The sequence below is a fragment of the Stenotrophomonas sp. C-A genome (genome assembly GCF_054030835.1).
The window spans coordinates 2,020,378-2,043,703 of sequence record NZ_CM132916.1 but is presented as its reverse complement, the minus strand read 5'-3'; the positions used below and the strand labels follow the sequence as shown (position 1 = coordinate 2,043,703).

Annotated in this window: 22 protein-coding genes; 9 read left to right on the top strand and 13 right to left on the bottom strand. The window is 66.1% G+C overall.

Annotated elements, in window-relative coordinates:
* Positions 1 to 49: 49 nt before the first annotated feature.
* Entirely contained in the window at positions 50 to 3,169 is a 3,120-nt protein-coding gene (locus ACW5IY_RS09725) for a discoidin domain-containing protein (protein WP_049436304.1), read from the top strand.
* A gap of 143 nt (positions 3,170 to 3,312) precedes the next feature.
* On the opposite strand, the gene ACW5IY_RS09720 is transcribed toward ACW5IY_RS09725, so the two are convergent.
* The 9 genes from ACW5IY_RS09720 to ACW5IY_RS09680 all read right to left on the bottom strand — a co-directional run bounded on the left by ACW5IY_RS09720 (position 3,313) and on the right by ACW5IY_RS09680 (position 13,906).
* Positions 3,313 to 4,290, bottom strand: coding sequence for an ABC transporter substrate-binding protein (locus ACW5IY_RS09720; protein ID WP_043397112.1), 978 nt, complete (start codon positions 4,288 to 4,290; stop codon positions 3,313 to 3,315).
* A gap of 16 nt (positions 4,291 to 4,306) precedes the next feature.
* Entirely contained in the window at positions 4,307 to 6,052 is a 1,746-nt protein-coding gene (locus ACW5IY_RS09715; protein WP_100049947.1) for an amino acid ABC transporter permease/ATP-binding protein, read from the bottom strand.
* Positions 6,049 to 6,600: a GNAT family N-acetyltransferase gene (locus ACW5IY_RS09710; RefSeq protein ID WP_049436305.1), complete on the bottom strand. Its 552-nt coding sequence runs from the start codon at positions 6,598 to 6,600 to the stop codon at positions 6,049 to 6,051. Before ACW5IY_RS09710 ends, ACW5IY_RS09715 begins: the two co-directional genes overlap by 4 nt.
* Positions 6,597 to 7,817 (bottom strand): M20 aminoacylase family protein, encoded by a 1,221-nt coding sequence (locus ACW5IY_RS09705; protein ID WP_100049948.1) that lies wholly within the window; start codon positions 7,815 to 7,817, stop codon positions 6,597 to 6,599. The genes ACW5IY_RS09710 and ACW5IY_RS09705 overlap by 4 nt, the downstream gene beginning before the upstream one ends.
* Positions 7,818 to 7,821: 4 nt before the next feature.
* Complete coding sequence (locus ACW5IY_RS09700; protein ID WP_049436307.1) at positions 7,822 to 9,165, bottom strand: LLM class flavin-dependent oxidoreductase; 1,344 nt, start codon at positions 9,163 to 9,165, stop codon at positions 7,822 to 7,824.
* A gap of 18 nt (positions 9,166 to 9,183) precedes the next feature.
* Complete coding sequence (locus ACW5IY_RS09695) at positions 9,184 to 10,161, bottom strand: MsnO8 family LLM class oxidoreductase (protein WP_049436308.1); 978 nt, start codon at positions 10,159 to 10,161, stop codon at positions 9,184 to 9,186.
* Between the two features lie 14 nt (positions 10,162 to 10,175).
* Positions 10,176 to 10,538, bottom strand: coding sequence for a DUF3088 family protein (locus ACW5IY_RS09690; RefSeq protein WP_014646898.1), 363 nt, complete (start codon positions 10,536 to 10,538; stop codon positions 10,176 to 10,178).
* Between the two features lie 157 nt (positions 10,539 to 10,695).
* Positions 10,696 to 11,277, bottom strand: coding sequence for an FMN reductase (gene msuE / locus ACW5IY_RS09685; protein WP_049436309.1), 582 nt, complete (start codon positions 11,275 to 11,277; stop codon positions 10,696 to 10,698).
* A gap of 52 nt (positions 11,278 to 11,329) precedes the next feature.
* Positions 11,330 to 13,906, bottom strand: a complete 2,577-nt coding sequence (locus ACW5IY_RS09680) for a TonB-dependent receptor (RefSeq protein ID WP_049436310.1) — start codon at positions 13,904 to 13,906, stop codon at positions 11,330 to 11,332.
* Positions 13,907 to 14,251: 345 nt separating this feature from the next.
* Between ACW5IY_RS09680 and ftrA the strand changes: the two genes are divergently transcribed.
* Positions 14,252 to 15,253, top strand: a complete 1,002-nt coding sequence (ftrA, locus tag ACW5IY_RS09675; protein ID WP_049436311.1) for a transcriptional regulator FtrA — start codon at positions 14,252 to 14,254, stop codon at positions 15,251 to 15,253.
* Positions 15,254 to 15,297: 44 nt separating this feature from the next.
* Here the strand turns inward: ftrA and ACW5IY_RS09670 are convergent, their stop codons facing one another.
* Positions 15,298 to 17,067, bottom strand: coding sequence for an oleate hydratase (locus ACW5IY_RS09670; protein ID WP_049436312.1), 1,770 nt, complete (start codon positions 17,065 to 17,067; stop codon positions 15,298 to 15,300).
* 206 nt (positions 17,068 to 17,273) lie between these two features.
* On the opposite strand from ACW5IY_RS09670, the gene ACW5IY_RS09665 reads away from it, so the two are divergent.
* The 7 genes from ACW5IY_RS09665 to ACW5IY_RS09635 all read left to right on the top strand — a co-directional run bounded on the left by ACW5IY_RS09665 (position 17,274) and on the right by ACW5IY_RS09635 (position 21,164).
* Entirely contained in the window at positions 17,274 to 17,729 is a 456-nt protein-coding gene (locus ACW5IY_RS09665) for an SRPBCC family protein (protein WP_049436313.1), read from the top strand.
* 11 nt (positions 17,730 to 17,740) lie between these two features.
* A complete protein-coding gene (locus ACW5IY_RS09660) occupies positions 17,741 to 18,055 on the top strand; it encodes an ArsR/SmtB family transcription factor (protein ID WP_005416268.1) in 315 nt (104 codons plus the stop codon).
* Between the two features lie 2 nt (positions 18,056 to 18,057).
* Positions 18,058 to 18,516, top strand: coding sequence for an SRPBCC family protein (locus ACW5IY_RS09655; RefSeq protein WP_049436314.1), 459 nt, complete (start codon positions 18,058 to 18,060; stop codon positions 18,514 to 18,516).
* Between the two features lie 133 nt (positions 18,517 to 18,649).
* On the top strand, positions 18,650 to 19,069 hold the full coding sequence (locus ACW5IY_RS09650; protein ID WP_019337520.1) for a helix-turn-helix domain-containing protein: 420 nt from the start codon (positions 18,650 to 18,652) through the stop codon (positions 19,067 to 19,069).
* Complete coding sequence (locus tag ACW5IY_RS09645) at positions 19,066 to 19,932, top strand: alpha/beta fold hydrolase (RefSeq protein WP_049436315.1); 867 nt, start codon at positions 19,066 to 19,068, stop codon at positions 19,930 to 19,932. Before ACW5IY_RS09650 ends, ACW5IY_RS09645 begins: the two co-directional genes overlap by 4 nt.
* On the top strand, positions 19,925 to 20,302 hold the full coding sequence (locus ACW5IY_RS09640; RefSeq protein WP_049436316.1) for a DUF4180 domain-containing protein: 378 nt from the start codon (positions 19,925 to 19,927) through the stop codon (positions 20,300 to 20,302). The genes ACW5IY_RS09645 and ACW5IY_RS09640 overlap by 8 nt, the downstream gene beginning before the upstream one ends.
* Positions 20,303 to 20,399: 97 nt before the next feature.
* Entirely contained in the window at positions 20,400 to 21,164 is a 765-nt protein-coding gene (locus ACW5IY_RS09635; protein WP_049436317.1) for a COG4705 family protein, read from the top strand.
* Here the strand turns inward: ACW5IY_RS09635 and ACW5IY_RS09630 are convergent.
* The 3 genes from ACW5IY_RS09630 to ACW5IY_RS09620 form a co-directional block, all read right to left on the bottom strand.
* Complete coding sequence (locus ACW5IY_RS09630; protein ID WP_049436318.1) at positions 21,161 to 21,943, bottom strand: 3-hydroxybutyrate dehydrogenase; 783 nt, start codon at positions 21,941 to 21,943, stop codon at positions 21,161 to 21,163. The two genes, ACW5IY_RS09635 and ACW5IY_RS09630, sit on opposite strands and share 4 nt — an antisense overlap.
* A gap of 85 nt (positions 21,944 to 22,028) precedes the next feature.
* Positions 22,029 to 22,508, bottom strand: a complete 480-nt coding sequence (locus ACW5IY_RS09625) for a hypothetical protein (protein WP_239682890.1) — start codon at positions 22,506 to 22,508, stop codon at positions 22,029 to 22,031.
* A 79-nt stretch (positions 22,509 to 22,587) separates the two neighbouring features.
* Positions 22,588 to 23,325 carry a hypothetical protein gene (locus ACW5IY_RS09620; RefSeq protein WP_049436319.1) on the bottom strand — a complete coding sequence of 246 codons (738 nt, stop codon included), beginning with the start codon at positions 23,323 to 23,325 and terminating at the stop codon, positions 22,588 to 22,590.
* Between the last annotated feature and the right edge of the window lies 1 nt (position 23,326).

The window sequence follows — 23,326 nt, the reverse complement described above, 5'->3', positions numbered from 1 at the left end:
CTAGCGTAGCGCTCGCCCGATTCCGGTCGAACCTGCGAGGCTGTCCGTAATGACGTTGCGCGCCGAACGCTCCAAGGTCTCCACACCGCTTTTCCCGTTGCGCCCTGCCGCTGCCCTGCTGTTGGCCGCCCTGGCCTCCAGCGCACAGGCACAGACCCTCCCCCCGCGCAGCCAATGGCAGGCCAGCAGTTCCTCGCAGCAGGTACCCGCGATGGCGATCAGCCACCTGATCGACGGCGACCCGAAGACCGTCACCGGCGGCGCCTTCAGCCCCGGCCATTGGTTCCAGATCGATCTGGGGGCCCCCGCGATGATGGCCGGCGTACGCCTCACCTGGGATGTCTCCAACCCGGAAGGCTATTCGCTGCAGACCTCGCTGGACGGCCAGCAGTGGCAGACCGCGTACACCATGGCCGATTCGCTGGGCGACGTGGAAACGCTGTACTTCGCACCGCGCCAGGCACGCTACCTGCGGCTGGCCAGCCCGCAGCGCACCTCCGACTGGGGCGTGTCGATCTTCGAGATGGAGCCACTGGACAGCACACTCAGCGCGCGCATCGGCGGTGTCGATGCGACGCAGGCGGCAGCACTCTGGCAAGGCGGCAGTGCGGTCGCTCTGCCGGCCGGGAGAGGCGGCAGCCACACGCTCGAACTCACACTGCCACGTGCGCAGTCCACGGCTGGCCTGGTAGTGGAATGGGCGGATGGCGCGCGCGGCGCTGCACGACTGCAGGCGCAGGATGCACAGGGCCGTTGGCAGGACCTCGCACACGATGCACAGGCGGCCAATCATCGGCAAAGCTGGCTGGCTGCTGACACGGCACAACCCCTGCGTGCGTTCCGGCTGAGCGTGGATGGCCCCGCACCGCAGGTCGCGCGACTGCGCCTGCTCGGGCCAAAGGCGGTAATGACGCCGATGAAGCGGTACCAGATCACCGCCAGCGGCGCTCAGCGCGCGTTGTTCCCGGCGTCGCTGCAGATGCAGCAGACCTACTGGACCGCCGTCGGTGTGCACGCAGGACGACAGAAATCAATCTTCGACGAATACGGCAATCTGGAAGCCTTCAAGGGCGCGCCGCTGGTGCAGCCGATCTGGCGTGGCGCTGACGGGCGTGCCGCTGGCGCGGCAGGACAGCCGATACAGCACGCGTTGCGGGATGGCTGGAAGCCGATGCCCTCCGCTTCGTGGTCACCGCAGCCCGGCCTGGAGCTGCGCAGCGAGGTATTCGCCATCGAGCGCGACGGCCAGCCGGTAACGTTCTTGCGGCATCGCCTGCACAACACGGGCAGCGCCAGGATCGAAGGCACGCTCAGCCTGGTCGTGCGCCCGATGCAGATGAATCCGCCGTGGCAGAACGGCGGGCTGTCACCGATCCGCGATGTGACCATCGATGGGCAGGCCGTGCGCATCAATGGACGCATGCTGCTGCAGTCGCTCACGCCGGTATTGGCGTCAGGTGCGGCGGCCTTCGGCAAGGATGGCGCAACGGAAATCACCGCGACCCTCGCTGCCGGCCAGCTGCCTTCCACGCAACACGCGCGTGATGACCAGGGTCTTGCCTCGGCTGCGTTGAACTACCGCGTGTCACTGGCACCGGGCGCCAGCGATGCCGTCGTGGTCGCATTCCCGCTGGGCATTGCCGCTGCAGATGCCAAGGGCGTGCTGCCCGAAGCATCCGCGCTCGATCTGGCCACGCTGCCCCGCGATGCCAATGCGGCGTTCGATTCACTGGCCACGCAGGCGTCCGCGGACTGGCAGGCACGGCTGGGCCAGGTCGGGCTGCGCCTGCCCGATCCCTCACTGGTCGACATGCTGCGCGCGCAGGCCGCCTACATGCTGATCAACCAGACCGGCCCGGCGATGCAGCCCGGCCCGCGCAACTACAACCGCTCCTTCATCCGCGACGGCATGGCCACCTCGGCGGTGCTGCTGCGCATGGGTGAAGCCCGCGTCGCGCGGGACTACCTGGCCTGGTACAGCGAACACGGCGTGCATGCCAACGGCCTGGTCTCGCCGATCCTCAACGACGATGGCAGCGTCAACACCGGCTTCGGTTCGGATATCGAGTACGACAGCCAGGGCCAGTACGTGGCGCTGGTGGCCGATGTCGCGCGCCTCGATGGCGGACCCGAATCGGTACGTGCCTATCTGCCGAAAGTGAAGGCAGCGCTGCGCTTCCTGCATGAACTGCGCGAACGCACGCTGGCGCCCGGCTACAAGGCCGACCAGCCAGCGCCGGAGCGCTTCGCGGGCATTCTTGCGCCGTCGATCAGCCATGAGGGTTATCCGTCTCCCACCCACAGCTACTGGGACGACTATTGGGGCCTCAAAGGGTGGCACGACGGCGCGTGGCTGGCCGAGGCACTGGGCGACCACGAGACTGCGATGTGGGCACGGGAACAGTACAAACTGCTTTACGACGCGCTGCATGCCTCGATCCGGGCGACGATGGCGTGGAAGGGCATCGACTTCATTCCCTCCTCGGCCGACCTGGGCGATGGCGATCCCACCGGCGTTTCGATCGCACTGGACCCGACCGGCGCACAGAGCGTGCTGCCCGCTGAGGCGCTGCGGACCACTTTCGCGCGTTATCTGGAGGATGTGCGCAAGCGCAGTCAGCCTGGTGCGTTGTACGCGTACACACCGTACGAGATCCGCAATGTGCTGAGCTATGTGCACCTGGGCCAGCCGCAGGTGGCCGATGAGCTGCTGCAGGGACTGCTGCATGATCGGCGCCCGCTTGAGTGGCAGGTGCTGGCTGAGGTCGTGCACTCACGCCTGCGTTTTCCGCGTTACCTGGGCGACATGCCGCATACCTGGATTGGTGCCGAGTACGGCCGCACGCTGTTCGGCATGCTGATGCGCGAAGACGATGATGCCCTCTCACTGCTGCCGGGTACGCCGCCCTCGTGGGTGGCAGGCGATGGATTGGCGGTGGAGCGGTTGCCGACAGCGTATGGCACGTTGCAGATGCAGGCGCGGCAACGCGACGGGGTGCTGACGGTGGCGCTTGGTGAGGGGCTGCGCGGCGGGACGGCGGTGAAGGTCTGGTGGCCGGCGCGGACGATGCCGAAGACGGTGCGTGTGGATGGACGTAGCGTTTCCGACTTCGATGCCGAGGGTGTGCGGCTGGTGAAACCGTTCCGGACACTGGAGGCACGTTGGTAGAGTCGAGCCATGCTCGACTCATCGCGCATCGCGCGAACCGCAGCCGAGCATGGCTCGGCTCTACAAAAGGCAGACTCCGCGATTAGATCCACGCCATGGCTCGGCTCTACAAAGACGGAGGTAGCGCCGGGCCACGCCCGGCGTCATTGCAGCGTCGGCAACCCCGGCGGATTGGTCTGCGACTGCGGCACCGCTTCCTCGGCCACATTCCATCGCTTCAGCGCCTGCGCATAGGTGCCGCTGCCGATCTGGGTATTCAGCGCCTGCGTCACCGCGTCGGCCAGGCCGCTGCCCTTGCGCGTGGTCACCGAAATCGCCGCAGCATTCGGCCAGCCGCCAGGGAACAGGCCCACACGCCGCACCTTGCCATCGCGTGCCGAATAAGCGCCGGTGGCATTGGGCTCGAACGAGACATCGGCGCGGCCGGTGATCACCGCCAAGCGGCCGACCACCGCGTCGTCGAAGTACTGGTACTCCACCGGCTTCAGGCCCGCGGCGATGTTCTGCTGATCCCACTGACGCAGGATCTGGTCCTGGTTGGTGCTGGCACCCACCACCACCTTCAGCCCGGCAACGTCGGCGGGCTTCTCGATTTTCTGTATCGGCCCATCAGTGCGCGTGTAGATGCCCAGCAGGTCGTAACGATAGCTGGAGAAATCGAATTTCTTCTTGCGCTCCTCGGTGACCGTCACATTGGACAGCACCGCATCGTACTTGCCCGATTCCAGCCCCAGCGGCCAATCGGGCCAGGCCACCGGTACGATCACCAGCTTCAGGCCCAACCCATCGGCGATCAGCCGCGCGATGTCCGGCTCGATGCCGACCACGTCCTTGCTGTCGGCACCATAGTCGGCCAGCGGCAGCTGCCCCGGATGAGTGGCCACGGTGAACGTACCGGGGGTGACGAAGCGATAGTCGGCCGGGATCAACGCCTGCGCCTTCGGGTCAAACGTGCCCTTCAGCACGGCTGTGTTCGCACCGGCCAGGCTGGTCGCGGCCACGGCGCCGGCATCCGGTGCCTGGCGTACGCGCGAATAGACGATACCGGCGATGCCGATGACCAGCACGCCCACGATCAACAGGGTGCTGCGCGAGGGGCGACGCGGTGCTGCAGGGCTCATGGTGTTCCTTCCGGGGCTACAGGGTCTTGGCCAGGAAATCGGCCGTGCGTTGCTGGCGCGGGCGCTCGAACAGGGCCTCGGGCGTGCCCTGCTCGATCACCCGCCCTTGGTCCATCATCACCACGTGGTCGGCCACGCGGCGGGCGAAGCTCAGTTCATGGGTGACGATCACCAGCGTGGTGCCGGAACTGGCCAGCTCCTCGATCACGCTCAGCACTTCAGCCACCAGTTCCGGGTCCAGTGCCGAGGTCGGTTCATCGAACAGCAGCACCTTCGGTTGCAGCGCCAGTGCGCGGGCGATCGCGATGCGCTGCTGCTGGCCACCGGACAGCTGGCGCGGGAACGCATCGGCCTTGTCGGCCAGGCCAACCCGCTCCAGCAGTGTGCGCGCCTGCTGCTCGGCCTGCGCGCGCGATACACCACGTACCGCGATCGGTGCCTCGATGATGTTCTCCAGCGCGGTCAGATGCGGGAACAGGTTGAAGCCCTGGAACACCATGCCCACCTCGGAACGACGGCGGCGGATCTCGCGCTCGGGAAGTTCGTACAACGTGTCACCCTCGCGGCGGTAACCGATCAGCTGGCCGCCGACAGTCACGTAACCACTGTCCGCGCGTTCCAGGTGGTTGATCAACCGCAGCAGCGTGGATTTCCCGGCACCGGACGGGCCGATCAGCACCGTCACGCTGCCGGCGCGCAGGTCCAGGTTCACATCTTCCAGCACCGGCTGATCGCCGAACACCTTGCCCACGCCATGCAGCGATACCGCCGCACCCTCGCCCGCTTCCACCTGGGTGGCGATGCGCGGGCGGTTGGCCACGCGCGGCGCAGCATCACTGGATGTCCGCACCGGTGACGACACCCGCGACACCGAGCGCTCGCGCTGCAGCTGGCCGCGCGCGAAGCGCTGTTCCACGCGCCGCTGCAGCAGCGACAACACGGTCAGGATCACCAGGTACCAGACCGTGGCGACCATCAGCAGCGGCACCACCTCAAGGTTGCGCCGGTAGATCACCTGCACGGTGTAGAACAGCTCCGGCAGCGCCAGCACGTAGACCACCGAGGTGCTCTTGGCCAGGCCGATCACATCGTTGAACGCCGCCGGCAGGATCGAACGCATCGCCTGCGGCAGGATGATGCGGCGCACCTGGCGGCCACGCGGCAGGCCGAGCGCGGCCGCGGCCTCGTACTGGCCGTGGTCGACCGAGAGGATGCCACCGCGGATCACCTCGGCCGAGAACGCTGCCTGGTTCAGGGTCAGGCCCAGCACCGCGGCGGTGAACACACCGATCAGCTGTGTGGTCGGGTACGAGAACAGGCTGATGCCGGTGAACGGCACGCCCAGTTCGATGGTGCTGTACAGATAGCCCAGGTTGTTCAACAGCAGCAACAGCACCAGCAACGGGATCGAACGGAACAACCACACATAGCCCCACGACACCGCCGACAGCAGCGGCGAACCGGAGACGCGTGCCAGCGCGAGCAGCATACCCAGCGCGAAACCGAGGCCGGTGCCAAGCGCGGTCAGCAGCAGCGTGCGACCCAGGCCTTCCAGCACCGGGCGTGCGAAGAACCACTCGGCGAAGGTGCCCCAACCCCAGCGCGGATTGCCCAGCACGGACTGCAGCCCGATCAGGATCAGCGCCAGTGCCAGCACCGTGCCGAAGACCTGCAGCGGATGCCGGGCCGGCACGATCTTCAGTGCCTGTCCGGGCGCCGGACGAGCGGCGATGCCCTCCAGCGCGGTCGACGGTGTGCTCATGCGTGGGCTCCGTGCAGCAGTGCCTGTGCAGGTGCAACGACGGGCGTCGTCGCTCGCAATTGCTTCTCGAACGGCAGATGCGCAACCGTTTCCGGGTCGGCCTCCAGATCGAACAGCGCGGTGTAGCCGTGGCTCAGGTACAGGCCAACAGCTTCAGGCTGGCGAAAGCCGGTCGTCAGGAACACCCTCCGGTACCCTTGCCGCGCCGCCTGCTCTTCCAGCTCCTGCAGCACGCGTCGCGCGATGCCCTGGCGGCGCAGTCCGGGCAGCGTCCAGATGCGCTTGAACTCGGCGGTATCCGGATCGCGGTGCGGCATGAAGGCACCACCTGAAATAGCCACACCGTCGCGCAGCAGCAGCACGAAGGCACCTACCGGGGCAGCAAAGGCCTGCGCCGGATAGCGCTGCAGCTCCTCGCGAGCGCTGCCACCGATGCGTCGACGCACGTCGGCGTAGCGGCTGTCGTACTCCTGTTCAAGACCGTCGAACAGGGGCCGCGCCAGCGGATCATCCACCGAGGTATAGAGGAAGCGTTCGTCGCTGCTCATGTCGCATCCTTCACCAGATAGTCTTCGGCCAGTCGCGCCCACAGGCTGGCGGCGGGTGCGATGGCCGCATCGTTGAACACGTAGCGCGGGCTGTGCAGCGGCGCGCTGTCGCCGTTGCCGACGAACACGAAGCTGCCCGGTCGTGCCTGCAGCAGGAAGGCGAAATCCTCGCTGGCCGTGCGCGGCGCGAATTCGGGAACGACCTGTGCGGCGCCGAAGCCCTGCACGGCCACCTCGCGGATGTAGGCGGTCTGCTGCGGATGGTTGATCACACTGGGGAAGCCGCGCGGGAACTCGATCTCGGCGCGCGCACCGAACGCGGCGGCGGTATGTTCGGCAATCTCGGTGACCCGGCGCCGCAGGGTGTCGCGCACTTCCGGCAGGTAGGCGCGCACGGTCAGCTTCAGCTCAACCACGTCTGGAATCACATTGGCGGCCTGCCCGCCGTGGATCGAACCGACGGTGACCACGCCCATCTGCCGCGGATCGACATTGCGCGACACCACGCTCTGCAGCGCGGTGATGATGTGCGCCGCCACCAGGATCGGATCGACGCTGCCCTGTGGCTCGGCGCCGTGGCCGCCCTTGCCGATCACCTTCAACCGTGCCCAATCCACCGACGCCATCGCCGGGCCATCGACGAAACCGAAGTGGCCCACCGGCACGCCCGGCCAGTTGTGCAGCCCATAGATCGCATCCACCGGGAAGCGCTCGAACAGGCCATCGGCAATCATCTTCGACGCGCCCGAACCGGTTTCCTCGGCTGGCTGGAACACCAGCTGCAGGGTGCCGTCGATATCACCGTGATGGGCCAGGTAATGCGCGGCGGACAGCAGGATGGCGGTGTGGCCATCGTGGCCGCAGGCATGCATCAGCCCATCGGTCTGGCTGGCATAGGCCAGCCCGGAGTCTTCGTGGATCGGCAATGCATCGATGTCGGCGCGCAGGCCGAGGCGACGGCTGCCCTGCCCGCGCTGCAGCGTGCCGACCACACCGGTGCCGCCGAGCCCGGTGGTCACCTCATAACCCCACTGCTGCAGCAGCTCGGCCACACGTGCACTGGTGCGATGCTCCTCGAAGGCCAACTCCGGGTGCCGGTGCAGATCGTGGCGGATCGCGATGGCGGCCTCGGCGCGTGCTGCGATTTCGGGCAGCACGCCGGTTGTTGGGGAAGTCCGCCGGACGTGGCCCGGTGCTGCCGCAGTTTCTCCGCTCATCGCCTTACCCCACCTTCCGCGCCGGTTCGGCGTCGGTCGAATAGCGGCTGGCCTTGTACGGCAGGCCCAGATGCTCGCGCAGGGTCTGTCCTTCCAGCTCGCGCTGGTGGTAGCCGCGCGCCTGCAGGATCGGCAGCACCTGGGTCACGAAATCGTCCAGGCCTTCGCGCTGTGCGGCGAAACCAAGGATGAAGCCATCGCTGGCCCCGGCATCGAACCAGCGGATCAGCTCATCGGCCACATGCTCCGGTGTGCCGATGAAGTTCGGCCGTGGGCTCACCGCCTCAAGTGCCACCTGGCGCAGGCTCAGGCCCTTCTCACGCGCATCCTGCTTGATGCGGTCGGTGGTGGAACGGAACGAATTGCTGCCGATGTCACCCAGCTCCGGGAACGGTGCATCCGGGTCGTACTGGCTGAAATCGTGGTGATCGAAGAAGCGCCCGAGGTAGGCCAGCGCATCTTCCAGCGTGGCCAGTGCGGCAATCGCCTGGTACTTGGCTTCGGCTTCCTCGGCGGTGCGGCCGACGATGGGGCCGATGCCCGGGAAGATCTTCACGTCATTGCCGCTGCGGCCGTGCGCAATCGCCGAGTTCTTCACCTTCTGGGTGAACGCGCGGGTTTCTTCCAGCGACGGCGAATGGGTGAACACCGCGTCGGCGTACTTGCCGGCCAGTGCGATGCCATCATCAGACGAACCCGCCTGGAAGATCACCGGCTGGCCCTGTGGCGAACGCTGGATGTTGAGCGGACCTTCCACCTGGAAGAAGCGGCCCTTGTAGTCGAGGCGGCGGAATTTCTCCGGTGCGAAGAAGGTGCCGCTGTCGCGCTCACGCACGAAGGCGTCGTCATCCCACGAATCCCACAGCCCCTGCACGACGTCCAGGTACTCATCGGCGATCTGGTAGCGCAGCGCATGCTCCGGGTGTGGCCGGCCATAGTTGCGGCCCGAACCTTCCAACGGCGACGTCACCACGTTCCAACCGGCGCGGCCGCCACTGAGCAGATCCAGTGAAGCGAACTGCCGTGCCACCGTGAACGGATCGCTGTAGGACGTCGACAGCGTGCCCGCCAGGCCGATCTTGTTCGTTGCCGTGGCCAGCGCCGACAGCAGCGAGATCGGCTCGAAGCGGTTGAGGAAATGCGGGATCGACTTCTCGTTGATGTACAGGCCATCGGCCACGAAACCGAAGGCAATGCCGTTGTCCTCGGCGGTGCGCGCAATGTCGATGTAGAACTGCAGGTTGACGCTGGCATCGGCCGGATTGGACGGATGCTTCCAGGCATGCATGTGGCTGCCGGGGCCCTGCAGCATGATGCCGAACGGAATGTGGCGCGGGGTGGTGCTCATGGGAATCGCTCCTGCAGGTCAGGCCACCGCCGCGCGCGGCGCGGGCGACAGCAGTTCAAGGGATGTCAGGCGTGCGTCGAGGTCGGCCACCGGCGCATCGAGAATGAACTCACCCACGCCGAAGCTCCGGTGCAGCGCATCCAGTTCGTCACGCACATGCTGCGCATCGCCGGACAGCACGCTGGGGCGCGTTTCCTCGATGCGGAAGTCCGCCACGCCCACCTGGCGTGCGTACTCGGCTGCCGCCTCTGGGCTGGGCAGGTTCACCGCCTGCCCGGGACCAAGGTGCAGCTTGTAGACGCGTAGCGCACCGATATGCCGCGCAGCCGCTTCGGCCGTAGGTGCGGCGAAGGCCACCGTGGCCAGCAGCGGGGGCTGCGAGGAGACGCTGCGGTAGGCGTCGAATGCGGCCTCGATGTGCTTCGGATCACCATCGAAGTGCGCGGCGTAGACGAAGCGCCAGCCCAGCTCGGCCGCCTGCTTCGCACTCTGCGGGCTGGCACCGAGCAGGAAGCGCTCCGGCGCCTGCTGCGGGATCGGGCGCGCTTGCGCCTCGGTTTCGGTACTGGAAAGGTAGCCCTCCAGGTCGCGCAGTTGCTGGTCGAAGTCGGCAAACGCCGGTCGCCCCGCTGCCAATGCAGCTGTAGAGGCCGGCAGGCCACCGGGCGCCTTGCCCACGCCCAGATCCACACGCCCCGGCGCCAGTGCGGCCAGCAGGTTGAAGTTCTCCGCCACCTTGTACGGCGCGTAGTGGCGCAGCATCACTCCGCCGCTTCCGATGCGGATGCGCCGGGTCTGCGCCAGCACCCAGGCCGCCAGCACTTCCGGCGCTGGGCTGGCCAAGGTCGGCGCGGCGTGGTGTTCGGCGAACCAGTAGCGGTGGTAGCCCAGCTGCTCGGCACGCTGCGCCAGCTGCAGGCTGTTGCGCAGCGCCTGCTCCGGCGACGCGTCTTCGGCCACCGGGCTCTTGTCCAGTACGCTGATCTGATAGCTCATCGTCGCGTCCTCGCTCAGGGATGGGCCACGGGGATGCCGAGCAACCCGTTCAGTGCGGCCAGTATCGGCTCGGCGCCGGAGATGTACTGGCGGTCCTGGTGCGCGCCACTCGCAAGATCACTGCGCACGCCCTGCGGCAGCACCAGCTTCGGCAGCGACTGGTCCTGCTCGCCGATCTCGGCGATCACCTCGCGGCGCGGCCGCGCGAAGCCGATGCGGCGCACGTCCAGCTGCGCGTCCAGGCCGTCGATGCTCGACAGCGCCCCTTCCAGCAGCAGGCTGTGCCGGCAGAAGAAGCGCTGGCCGGGAATCTGCCCGTCCTCGAACTCACGGTCGAGCAGGAACAGGATGGGCTTGTCGGTTGCGTCCAGACTCACAGGGTCGTCCTCATCGGGGGGCGGCAATGCGATGCCGCTTCGATATCGATGCTAGAGATGACGGCCGTCGGCACGGCGATGCCAGACGACAATCGGCGGTCAGATCCGGCCACGCAGATGCGCCTTGGCCATAAGCAAAGCGCCGCCGGTTATGCCGTCAGGCGATGCGTCGCAGCGGCGCCGCTACCGCCAGCGCCTGCGTAGCCAGATGGCCGGCCGCACGCTCGGTCGCCAGCGCGATCCGCGCCTGCAAAGCGGCACTGTTGATGTGCTCGCCATCGAAGTCGGCAGGCGTGGCATATACCCCGATCGGCAGCGTGTGCGCCTGCAGGAAACTGAACAACGGCCGCAGCTGGTGGTCGATCACCAGCGCATGGCGCTCGCTGCCGCCGGTCGCTGCCAGCAATACCGGCGTATCCACCAGCGCTTCCAGCCCGATGAAGTCGACCAGGTGCTTGAACAGCCCCGGATACGCCCCCCGATACACCGGCGCGGCCACCACCAGCAGCTCGGCCGACTCGATCGTCTGCAGCGCCTGCTCCACGGCGGGCTCCGCTTCATCGCGCGACAACGACTGCCCCAGCGAACGCGCGATCGGCGCCAGCTCCACCAGATCCACACTGGCGTACACCCGCTGCTGCAACGACTCCAGCAGGTGCCGCACCAGCAGCAACGTGCGCGACGTCGCCGAACTGGTCGGCGACCCCACCAATGCAACCACCTTCAATGCAGAAGACATGAAACGCTCCCATGTAGAGCCGAGCCATGCTCGGCTGCCTTTGGCCTGAACCTCAAAACCGGTAATTGACCCGCCCATACCAGTACGCCCCAACATTGCCCAGCACATCGCCGCTATCCCAAGTGGTCTCGATGCTGGCCACATCGGTGGCACTGCGCGCGTACTCGGGCACCTTGCGGGTGCGCTTGTCGAACACGTTGTTGATGCCCAGTACCGCACTCCAGCCCGCACCCAGTTCCACCCCACCGGACAGGTTGGTCACCAGCACCGGCGGCTGCTTGTACTCCACGCCGTTGTTCAAGCGCTTGATCGGGCCGTAATAGGTGAAGTCCAGGTTCGAGCGCCAGCGCCCGTTCTGCCACCCCAGGCCGGCCACCTGCGTGTAGCTCGGCGTGCGGAAGCGCAGCGCGTACTCGCTGCTCTTGGTCAGCAGGTTGATGTTCGGCAGCCCCTGCAGCGCCGCCGGAATGTCGCTGACCTTCTGGATGGTGGTGCGCCCCACGTTGGCCGCGTAGCTCCAGCGCAGCTTGCCCCACGTGGTTTCCTGGTTCGCCTCCAGGGTCAGCTCGACACCGCGTGTGCGGGTGTTGCCCACGTTGGTGAAGTAGCTCGCGTAGAACGCATCACCCGGCAGGATGCTGATGCCGGCCGAACCCAGCAGCGCATCGATGGTGTTCTTCTGCGCCGCGCTCAGCACCGTACCGCTGTTGTCGGTAACGCGCGCCGGATCCTGTGCGTTGTAGCCGATCTGGCTGGACTGCCCTAGCTGGCCACGGATATCGATCTGGTACGCATCCACGGCCAGGTGGAAGGCCGGGCTCGGGTCCCAGGTCACGCCGAGGCTGTAATTGGTGGCTTTCTCAGGCTTCAGCGGCGTGGCACCCAGTGCGATCGCCGCCGGCGACGACACCTGTGCCACCAGCGTGGTGCCGCACGGGCAGCTGCCAGTGGCCTGGTAGAACTGCGCACCCAGGCTGGGCGCATGGAAGCCGTTGCTGACCGTGGCCCGCACACCCAGCGCATCGGTGAAGTCGAAGCGCGTGGTCAGGCGGCCCGTGGAGACACTGCCGAAGTCGGAATGGTCTTCCCAGCGCGCGGCCGCATCCAGGTACCAGCGCGAGGTGACGTTGGTGGCCGCGCCCACATAGACCGCCTTGCTGTTGCGGGTAGCCTTCACCGCGTCCGCAGTGGAATAGCCGACGAAGGCCGCAGCACCAAAGCCGGTATACGACTCCCACTGCCCGGCCCCGCGTTCGTACTTTTCGTGCTGGTACTCGGCGCCCGCGCTCACTTCCAGCGGCGAGGCGAACGCGGCCACCTCGAAGCCACGGCGCAGGTCCAGGTTGGCGATGCCCTGCTGGTAGTCCAGCTTGCCGTCGTAGAAGTCCGTGGGCGAGCCGGGATACGGCAGCGAGTAGTTCACCGAGTTACGGGTGTAGGTGCGCACCGTGCTGCGGTTGCCGGTCAGGCTGGCGTCGTAGTCCCAGCCCGCGATCTGGCCTTTCACGCCCGCGGTGCCGGTGTACTGCTTCTCCTTGGTTTCCAGCACCGGCAGGAAGCCATCCGGGAACACACTCAGCACGCCGGGTGCCTTGTAGGTGGTGAAGATGGTCGCCGGCAGGCGGAAGTTCTGGATCGCCTGCGCGGTGCGGTCGCTGGCGGTGGCATTGGCGTAGAACTGCGCGCTTTCGCCCAGGCCATGGCCCACGTTCACCGCGAAGGCCTTCAACGCGTACGACGGCGAGCTGAGGATGGTGTTGGCCTCGGCATCGCGGTTGGCCTCAGCCGGGTTCGGCGACGCACCCGCAGGCAACCGGTTGTTCGGGCGCAATGCCACCAGATTGCCGTTGCCGTCCACCGCCGGGTAGCTCAGATAGCCATCGATGTAGCGGCGGGTGCGGATCGCATGATGCTGGCGCGTGGTCTCGCCAGACAGATTGACGAAGCCATCCTGTCCCCACGGCAGGCCCACGTTGGCACGCACGCTGGTGCGCGAACCATCACCGTCGATGCTCTGCCCGCTCTCCACGGCAAACTCACCGCCGTGCGCCTGCGACTTCAGGATCACGTTGACCACGCCGGTGATCGCATCCGAGCCGTAGATGGCCGAGGCACCATCGCGCAGCACTTCGACATGGTCGATGGCCGAGACCGGAATCAACGCCAGATCGGCCCAGGCATGGCCCGGATAGCCGCCGCCGTTTGCGCCGCTCACATAGGCACTGGCATTGCGACGCTTGCCGTTCACCAGCACCAGCGTGTAGCCCGGCGACAGGTTGCGCAGCTGGTAGCCGCGGATCAGGCTTTCCTGGTCGCTCTGGTAGCCACCAATCTGGCTCAGCGACGGCAGGCTGCGCTGCAACGCTTCCAACAGGTTGCCCTGCCCGGTAGCGGCAAGGTCCTCGGCGGAGATCACATCGATGGGCGTGGAGCTGTTCTTTACCGTGCGCGTGGCGGTGCGCGAACCGGTCACTACCACCGCATCCAGCGTGGACGCTGCCACGTTGGCTGTCGCGGTGGTGGCGGCAGGATCGGCATCGGTTTCCGCCGCATGGGTGGGCGACGCGGCGAGGATAGAAGTGATCAGAACAGCGAGAGTGCTCAGGACAGGGGCGTGGGCGGCAGGCATGGGGGCTCGTGGGGGTGGGCCGGAAACACGCTTCCATTCAAGGGCCTGTTCACCTGGCGCGACAGGCGGGATCACGTCACCCAACCGTCATATCCGGCCACCCACATGACCGCTGGTAATGACGTTAGGCCGCAGCACCGGTGCGCTGCATTCTGTAGAGCCGAGCCCACGCTCGGCTGCTCTTCGTGACGGCGTCAGATGCATCCACTTCTGCCAATTATGAGCCGAGCGTGGGCTCGGCTCTACAGGAAGGGATCCGACCCCGGGGCCGCACATGCTTCACCGGCATCACCTCATGCCCGCGCACCACTCAGCGCCATGCATCTGCACCCGTAGCATCAAGCCATGCCCAGCCCACCCGCCGATCCCGCCGCGCCGCTCGTTGCCATCGTCGCCTGCCACGGCCAGGGGCTGTTCGAATTTGGCTGCGCGGTAGGCTTGTTCGCGCCGGTGCGGCCGGAACTCGGCGTGGCCTGGTACCGCACCCAGTTGTGCGCAGGCGAACCGGGTGCACTGCGCATGCTCGGCGGAACGCAGGTGCAGCTTCCCTACGATCTGAGCACTGTTGATGACGCCAACATCATCGTCATCCCCGGTTGGCGCGAACCCAGCGAACGCCCGCCACAGGCATTGCTCGATGCACTCATCCGTGCCCACGCACGTGGCGCGCGCATCGCCTCGATCTGCTCCGGTGCATTCGTGCTGGCCTGGGCCGGGCTGCTCGATGGCCGCCAGGCCACCACCCACTGGCGCCTCACCGAAGCGCTGGCGCGCGACTTCCCGCGCATCGACGTACGCGAGGATGTGCTGTACGTGGACACCGGCAGCATCATCACCTCGGCCGGCTCGGCCACCGGCATGGACATGATGCTGCACATGGTGCGCAAGGATTACGGCGCACGGGTAGCCAACCTGGTGGCCGAACGGCTGGTGCTGGCACCGTGGCGCGATGCCGAACGCAGCCAGCGCGTCAGCCGGGCCATTCCCAATGGCGAGCCCACGCGCTTGGCAAAGCTGATGGAATGGATGCGCCGCAACCTGCGCGAGCCACATTCCCTTGGCAGTCTCGCCGAGCAGGCTGCACTCAGCCAGCGCACCCTGCAGCGGCAGTTCCTGGAAGCCACCGGCCTGTCGCCGATCGACTGGCTGATCCGCGAGCGCGTGGCCTTCGCGCGTGAGCTGCTGGAAACCACCGACCGACCGCTGCAGTGGATCGCCGAGCAGGCCGGCTTTGGTTCACAGGAATCCTTCCGCCGCCATTTCCGCAGCCAGGCGGACGCCAGCCCGACCGAATACCGCAGCCAGCATCGCAACGGGATCGGCGCAGACCGCCTGGTCGGCTGCTGATTCCCGGTAGTGCCGGGCCATGCCCGGCGCTACCCACACCCCGCTCAGTCGTCCTGCACCAGCTTGAACTCGCGCAGCAGCCCACCGATCTGGGTCTTGTCCAGCTTGTTCATCAGCAGGTTGCGCAGGAACGCAGGCCCGGGAATATCCAGTTCCTTGCCATCGCGCAGACGACCGGCGGCGGCCAGCAGCGAGCGCACGTCGTAGGTGGAATTGAACACCTCCGGCACGCCGCGTTCGATATCCAGCAACGTGTACACCGCTTCCATCGGCGTACGCACCGAATACTCGGTGGTGAAAATGCAGTCGCGCTGCTTCGATTCGGCGAACTGGCCGATGAAGGCGAAGTTCACCGCACCTTCCGGCACCACGTCAGGGCGATCACCGGCCTGGCGCGGCATGAAGAACGCGGTGATGTACGGCATCATCACCGGCACCGTCTTGGCACCGGTCGCGGCCAGCTCGTCGATCTCCTCCACCGGCACGCCCAGGTGGTACAGCCACTCGCGGGTGATCTCCTCGCCGGTGCAGTCCTGCATCGGCTTGTTCACGTAGTCGCCGGGCGTATCCACGAACAGCGAATACACCCAGACCACGATCTGGTCCTTGGGCTGGTTCTTGAAATGTGGCTGCCGGTTCACCGTCCAGCTCATCAGCCAGCGCGAGTCGCGCACGCTGACGATGCCGCCGGTCACCACCTTGCCGCTGAAGGGATCGCGCTTCGCTATCTTCTGGATGTAAGTCGGGATGCGCGCGTCCAGCGTAGTCACCGTCGCCGATTCCCACTTGGTTTCCGGTATATGCGCGCCGAACACATCCGGGCGGCCAAAGGCCTCGTCCTTGGCGGCGATGCGGCGCCACAGGTCCCAGGCCGGTGCCGGGCCTTCGTTCAAGCGCGCCGCCGTGTGGTGGTCGCCGTTGTCCGAATTCTCGGTCAACGAACCGATGGTCATGAACAGCAGATCGTCCGCGCCCAGATCCACTCCACCCGCCACGCCGTCACGCGTCCAGTGGATGTGGGTCGCCTGCTTGCGCCCCGGCTGCAGATCGAAGTCGACGTCGGTCACCTCGGTGCCGTACTGGAACACCACGCCCTGCTCCTGCAACCACTTCACCAGCGGCAGCACCAGCGATTCGTACTGGTTGTACCTGGTGAACTTCAACGCCGAGAAGTCCGGCAGCCCGCCGATGTGGTGGATGAAGCGGTGCAGGTACAGCTTCATCTCCAGCGCCGAATGCCATTCCTCGAACGCGAACATGGTGCGCCAGTACAACCAGAAGTTGCTGTTCAGGAAATCGCGGCCCAGCACTTCGTTGATGCGCTTGTTCTCCATCTCCTGCCGGGTGGCCAGGAACAGCGCGATGATGTCCTTCTGCGCCTGCTCGGTCAGCGTGAACAGGCCTTCGGTGTGCGCATCCTCGCCGCGATTGATGGTGGCGCGCTGCAACGAATAGTTCGGGTCGTCCTTGTTCAACCAGTAGAACTCGTCCAGCACGCTGGCGTCCTCGATCTCCAGCGAGGGGATCGAGCGGAACAGGTCCCACAGGCACTCGAAATGGTTCTCCATCTCGCGGCCACCACGGATCACGAAACCCTTTTCCGGCACCTTCAGGCCATCCAGCGCGCCGCCGGGAATCTGCTGCTGCTCAAGGATGGTGATGCGCTCACCGGCCATCCGCCCATCGCGTAGCAGAAACGCGGCACCGGCCAGCGAGGCCAGCCCCGAACCGACGAACCATGCGCGCTTGTCATCGACGCCCGCGGGCTTGCGCGGGCGCGCGAAGGCTTCGTAGTTGCCACTGCTGTAGTACATGCGCTGCTCCTTCCTGGAGGGATCCACCCCACTCTAGCGCCGAACCCGTCTCCCTCATGCTTCAGCCCGCCTGCGACCCAGTGACGCAGTAGTGCCAGGCCATGCCTGGCAAGTCCCTCCAAACGACCAGATTTGACATGCAGGCATCTGCCTGCATATAGTCCACTCGACGGCGGCAACCTGCCCGCCCACGCGAGGAACCTGCAATGGTGGATATCGCACATCGGGTCGGCATCAAGGCCCCTGCAAGCCAGGTGTACGAGGCCCTGGCCACCCCCGAAGGCATCGCCACCTGGTGGGCCGAAGACACCCACGGCGAACGCGAGACCGGCGGCATGGTCAAGGTCCGTTTCACCAACAACGGCCAGGAAATCGGCGCCATGGAAATGCTGCTGGAACAGCTCATTCCCGGCGAGCTGGTGCTCTGGAAGTTCCTGGCCGGCCCTGCCGAATGGATCGGCACGCATGCGCGTTTCGCGCTGAAACAGGAAGGCGACTACTGCATCGTGCTGTTCACCCACGAAGGCTGGAAGGAACGCGTCGAGTTCACCTCCCACTGCAGCACCAAGTGGGCGGTGTTCCTGATGAGCCTCAAAGCCCTGCTGGAAACCGGCAGGGGCCAGCCCAACCCACACGACGTCAGGATCGACAACTGGAACTGAAGACGCCCCGCATGAATGCAGACAAGGTGTTCAAGGCCCTGGCCGACCCCACGCGCAGAACACTGCTGGACCTGCTCTGCGAAGACAACGGCCAGACCTTGGGCCAGCTCTGCGAGCACCTGGACATGGCCCGGCAATCGGTCACCCAGCACCTGGGCCTGCTGGAAGACGCGAACCTGATCAGCACCGTGCGTCGTGGTCGCGAGAAGCTGCACTTCATCAACCCGGTGCCGCTGCATGAAGTCTACGAGCGCTGGGTACGCAAGTTCGAGCAGCAGCGCCTGAGCCTGCTGCATGACCTGAAACGAGAACTGGAAGGAGAATGACGATGTCCGCAGAGACCACCCGCTTCATCCACGTGATCTATATCGCCTCCACGCCACAGAAGGTGTTCGAGGCCATCACCCGCCCCGAGATCGCCAGCCGCTACTGGGGCCATGAGAACGTCTCGGACTGGAAGCCCGGTTCGCGCTGGCAGCATGTGCGTGCCAACGAAACGCGCTCGGTCGAACTGGTCGGCGAAGTGGTGGAAAGCACCCCGCCCTCGCGGCTGGTCATCACCTGGGCCGCCGCCTCGCAGGCCGACAACCCAGACGCCTACAGCCGGGTGACCTTCGAAATCGTGCCCTATCAGGACATGGTGCGGCTGACCGTTACCCACGACGAGCTTGAACCCGGCAGTGGCATGGACACCGGCATCCGCCAGGGCTGGCCGATCGTGCTGTCCAGCCTGAAGTCGCTGTTGGAGACGGGCAAGGGGTTGGATGTGTTCGCCAAGCCAGCGTAGTCGTCGGGAGGGTTGGCCCGCGCGAGCGGCACCGGGGAGATGGCCCCTGTTGCCGCCGCCGCGCAATCCCCAATCGCTCCCACAAATTTCATTTCATGGAACAATAGGGGGCGCATGGTTCTCGAGTTCCGTTATGTCCCCCGCGTTGCTAACCGTCGATCAGGTTGCCCAGCAGCTCAGCCTGCACCCCAAAACCGTCCTGCGGCATATCCGTAGCGGCCAACTGCGCGCGACCCGCATCGGCAAGTCCTATCGCATCACCGCTGAAGACCTCGACGAGTTCACCGGCACCGTACGTGAGCCCTCCGCTGCGCGCCCACAGCTGACCACGGTGGTGGATATTCCCGGATGCGGTGCAGCACGTGCCGCCGACCTGGTGCGTGCCCTGCATGCGCGCGTCACCGGCCGCGAGGCCGACGATGAGCCGCTGCGCATGGAGACGATCTATTCGCCTGAGCACGATGTGCTCAAGCTGATCGTGATCGGTGGCCTGGCAGGTTCCACGGCGCTGCTGGTCAGCCTGCAGCGCCTGCTGCAGGACCGCAGCGCATGAAGCGGCAGCGCCCCGGCATTCCCACGCAGCACGTACTTGCCGCCTACCGCCAGGTGCTTTCGGACTGGCCGGGACCACACGAATCGCACCATCTCGCCACCCGCGCCGGTTCGACATTTGTAGTCAGCTGCGGCCCGGAACACGGCCCTGCCCTGGTGCTGCTGCATGGCACCCTCAGCAATGCCGCCAGCTGGATGTTCGATGCCGAACGTTGGAGCGAGTACTACCGCGTGCATGCCGTCGACATCATTGGCGAACCGGGCCTGAGCGAAGGCACGCAACCTGCGCTGGACAGCGATGCGCATGCGCAATGGCTGGATGATGTCCTCGACGCACTTGGCGTGGAAAGCGCAGCATTCGTGGGCCTGTCGTTCGGCGGCTTCCTGGCACTGGACTACGCGCTGCGAAGGCCTGCCCGGGTCAACGCACTGGTCCTGGTCAGCCCCTCGGGTATCGGGCGCCAGCGTGCATTCCTGCTCAAGGCGCTGCCACTGTTGCTGCTTGGCCGATGGGGACGCGAGCGCCTTCGCCGTGCGGTCATGGGTCCCGCGCCACTGCATGCACCTGCACGTGCGCAGCCGCTGCTCGACCTGCTGGCATTGATCCGTGCCGAGGTTCGGCCACGTCCGCTGCGCATCCCCCGCATCAGCGACGAGCGCCTGGCTACCTTGCATCCGCCGGCAGCCCTTGTCATGGGCGCGCGTGATGCCCTCATCGACACCCCTGCCGCCGCCGAACGCATGAAACGGCTCGTCCCGACGGCGGACGTCACCCTGCTCGCAGACGCCTATCACTACATCCCCGGCCTGCGCGAAGACATCCTCGCCCGGCTGCGTCAACTGCAGAACCTCCAGAATGAATGATTCCATTGAACACATCGGCACCACCCGCCTCCTGCGCATCGAGCCGCAGGGCCCCGCACTCGATGCCAACGGCCTGCGCGATCTGGTCGGCGACGCCCTTGGGCACCAGGCCGAGTGGATTGCCGTGCCGGTGCAGCGCCTTTCGGCAGACTTCTTCGAGCTTCGCTCCGGCATGGCCGGTCAGTGGCTGCAGATGCTGGTGAACTACCGCCTGCACTTCGCCGTGCTGGGCGATGTCAGCGACTACCGCGCACAGAGCGAATCGCTGGACGCGTGGATCATTGAGTGCAACCGCGGCCACAACGGCTGCTTCGTGTCCGACTGGGATGCCCTGCTGGTTCGCCTTTCGTCCCCCGCCAGCGCGGGCTGAACGCCAGCCCCACACTCACCCTCACCGAACCCGGTTCCGACCGCACTCCGACGCCGCCCGCCAGAGCATCACCCGCAGGCTCCCCAGGCGACGTTCGATGAGTGCTTCAGACGCAGATTCCCTGCACAGCAAGGTGGCGGCGGTCACCCTTGGCTTCTGGGTGATGAAGATTGCCGCCACCACCCTCGGCGAGACTGCGGGCGATCTGCTGTCGATGACGCTCAACCTGGGCTACGTGGCCAGCTCGGCCATCCTGCTGACGATCTTTGCCGGCCTGCTGGGCATGCAGTTGTCGGCACGACGCTTCCACCCGGTGCTGTTCTGGTCGGTGGTGCTGGCCACCAGCACCGCCGGCACGACGATGTCGGACCTGATCGACCGCACGCTGGGGCTGGGCTACGCCACCGGCGCCAGCCTGCTGGCCGGCTGCCTGGCGCTGGTGTTGCTGGCCTGGCGGGTATCGGAAAAGTCGATCTCGGTCAGCAACATCGCATCGCGCCGCGCCGAAGGCTTCTACTGGACCGCCGTGCTGTTCTCCAACACGCTGGGCACCGCGCTGGGTGATTTCCTTGCCGACGATTCCGGGCTGGGCTTCACCGGCGGCGCACTGCTGATCGGCAGCCTCATCGCGCTCACCGCGCTGGCCACCCGCATCAAGGGCATCAACCGGGTCATCCTGTTCTGGATCGCCTTCGTGCTCACCCGCCCGTTCGGCGCCACCTTCGGCGATCTGCTCACCAAGCCGCTGGAAAAGGGCGGCCTGGGCTTCGGCACGGTCGGCTCGTCGCTGGTGTTGTTCACCATTCTGGTGACGCTTGTGGCGCTGCCGATGCTGCAGCGTAAGGCCCAGCCAGCCAGCTAACGCGCCGTCCAGCCCCCATCCACGGGCAGTGCCGTGCCGGTGATCTGCCCCCCAGCGTCCGAGGCCAGGAACACCACCATCTCGCCCAGCTGCTCGGGCGTCACGAACTGCAACGACGGCTGCTTTTCAGCCAGCAGCGCACGCGCGGCGGTTTCCTGATCCGTGCCTTCGCGCTCGGCCAACGCGGTGATCTGCTGCTCGACCAGCGCCGTCCGCACCCAGCCCGGGCAGATGGCATTGGCGGTGATGCCGGTGCCCGCATTCTCCAGCGCGGTCACCTTGGTGAACCCGATCACGCCATGCTTGGCCGCCACATAGGCCGACTTGTTCACCGAGCCGACCAGCCCGTGCACCGACGCGATGTTGATGATGCGGCCAGCGCCCTGCTGCTTCATATGGGGCAAGGCCGCCGCCGTTGCATGGAACACCGCCGAGAGATTCAGCGCCAGGATCGCATCCCACTTGTCGATCGGGAATTTCTCGATCGACGCGGTGTGCTGGATGCCCGCGTTGTTCACCAGGATGTCGATGCGGCCCATCGTCGTGACGGCACGGTCGATCAGTCCACGCACCGCCTCGCCACGGGACAGGTCGGCGCTGTCATGCGCCACCCGCACGCCGAACTCGGCTTCCAGTCCGGTACGGATGCGTTCGATCTCCGCCGCATCGCCGAAACCATTCAGCACGATATCGGCACCTTGCCGCGCCAGCGCCGTGGCAATGCCAAGACCGATACCGCTGGTGGAGCCGGTGACCACCGCAACCTTTCCACTGAACATGGGCGAGCTTCCATTGGGCGTATGCCGCCAGTGTAGCTCCAAGGGCCAGCCCCTTTTGAATGGCACGGCCCATGTCAGCCCAGGGTTAGAAGATGACGCTCGCTCGATCAACGGTCGCCAGCGGATTGGCCTTCCGCACCGCCTCCAGGAAAAGCAGGAAATCACGGTTGAACAGCGACAGGTTGTTGGTGAACGTCACGCACTTTCTACCCGATGCTCTGCTGAAGCACACCTGCCAGACATAGCGCGCATAGATGACGTCGGACGTTCGAGTGACTGAGGTGATCTGCGAAAGCGGAACTGCCGTGGGCACCGGCCCCCCCCGCAGGTAGAAGGATTCTGTATCAAAGAAGTAGTGCTCGCGATCCTCTTTGCCATCCACCATCACCAAGGTCATGGACGTACCGGAAATCCGGCGAGGGGGATCCAAACGCAGCCCCGATTTCACGGACGAGCGAGCAGTTGCCGACATTCGCCGAAGGGTAAACCAGAGGATCACCAACGGAAGGGCCGCGAGAACAATGAAGCCCACGGTCTTCAAAACAGTTTCCAGCGTGCTGGGCACACAGATCTCCAGGATGAACGTTCAGGCGATGCCCAAGTAGATCCACGCCACACGTGGATGACGCTCCCTCAACGCCTTTTCACTTCCAGTGATCCGGCCCCAGGAACGGCAGGCTCAACACAAACACCGGAACCGCCACCGGCACCAACGCAGCGCCCAGCACCTTGCCGGCCGCCGTCCCAACCCCCGGCTTGTCCGTATCGTCCGGCCGGATCCGCTCAGCCCGCGCGGTAATCGACTGCGGCAGCTTCGCCTTCGCGGCCAGCGCAGCGGCATCCGGCAACTTCACCCGCTCGCCATCACTCTCGAACAGCGCGCTGTAATAGCTGCCGCCCTGCCTGGAAAGATTGCAGTCCGGGTTGGCCGCCAGCTCGTAGCGGCTCCGGGCTTCAAGGATGTACGGCTGGCGCGTCAACGCATCGATGGCCTTGGCCACCCGCGGGCTGATCTCCAACCGCTCCAGCTTGAACTGCGCCGCCTGTTCCGGCGTCACCTGCTCGGGCCGCAGCAGCAGCGCGTAGCTGCCATGCACCTTGGCCCTGTCGGCCGGCACGCGCCAGTCCTCACGGAAGTACAGCTGCGCGCAGACCACGGCCTCGCGCAACGGGCTGTCCATCAGGGCGCGGTAATCACGGAACGGCGCGGCGTCGAAGCGCATCGGCTCGTCATAGACCGGCAGCAGGTACAGCTTGCCGTCGTCGGCCACGAACGCGCCGGTAATCTCGCGATTGGAATGGTGGTAGTCCGGCCCACTGGCGCAGCCAGACAGCAGGCCAAGGCACAGCGCGGAGAGAATGAAGCGGATGGACGTTCGCATG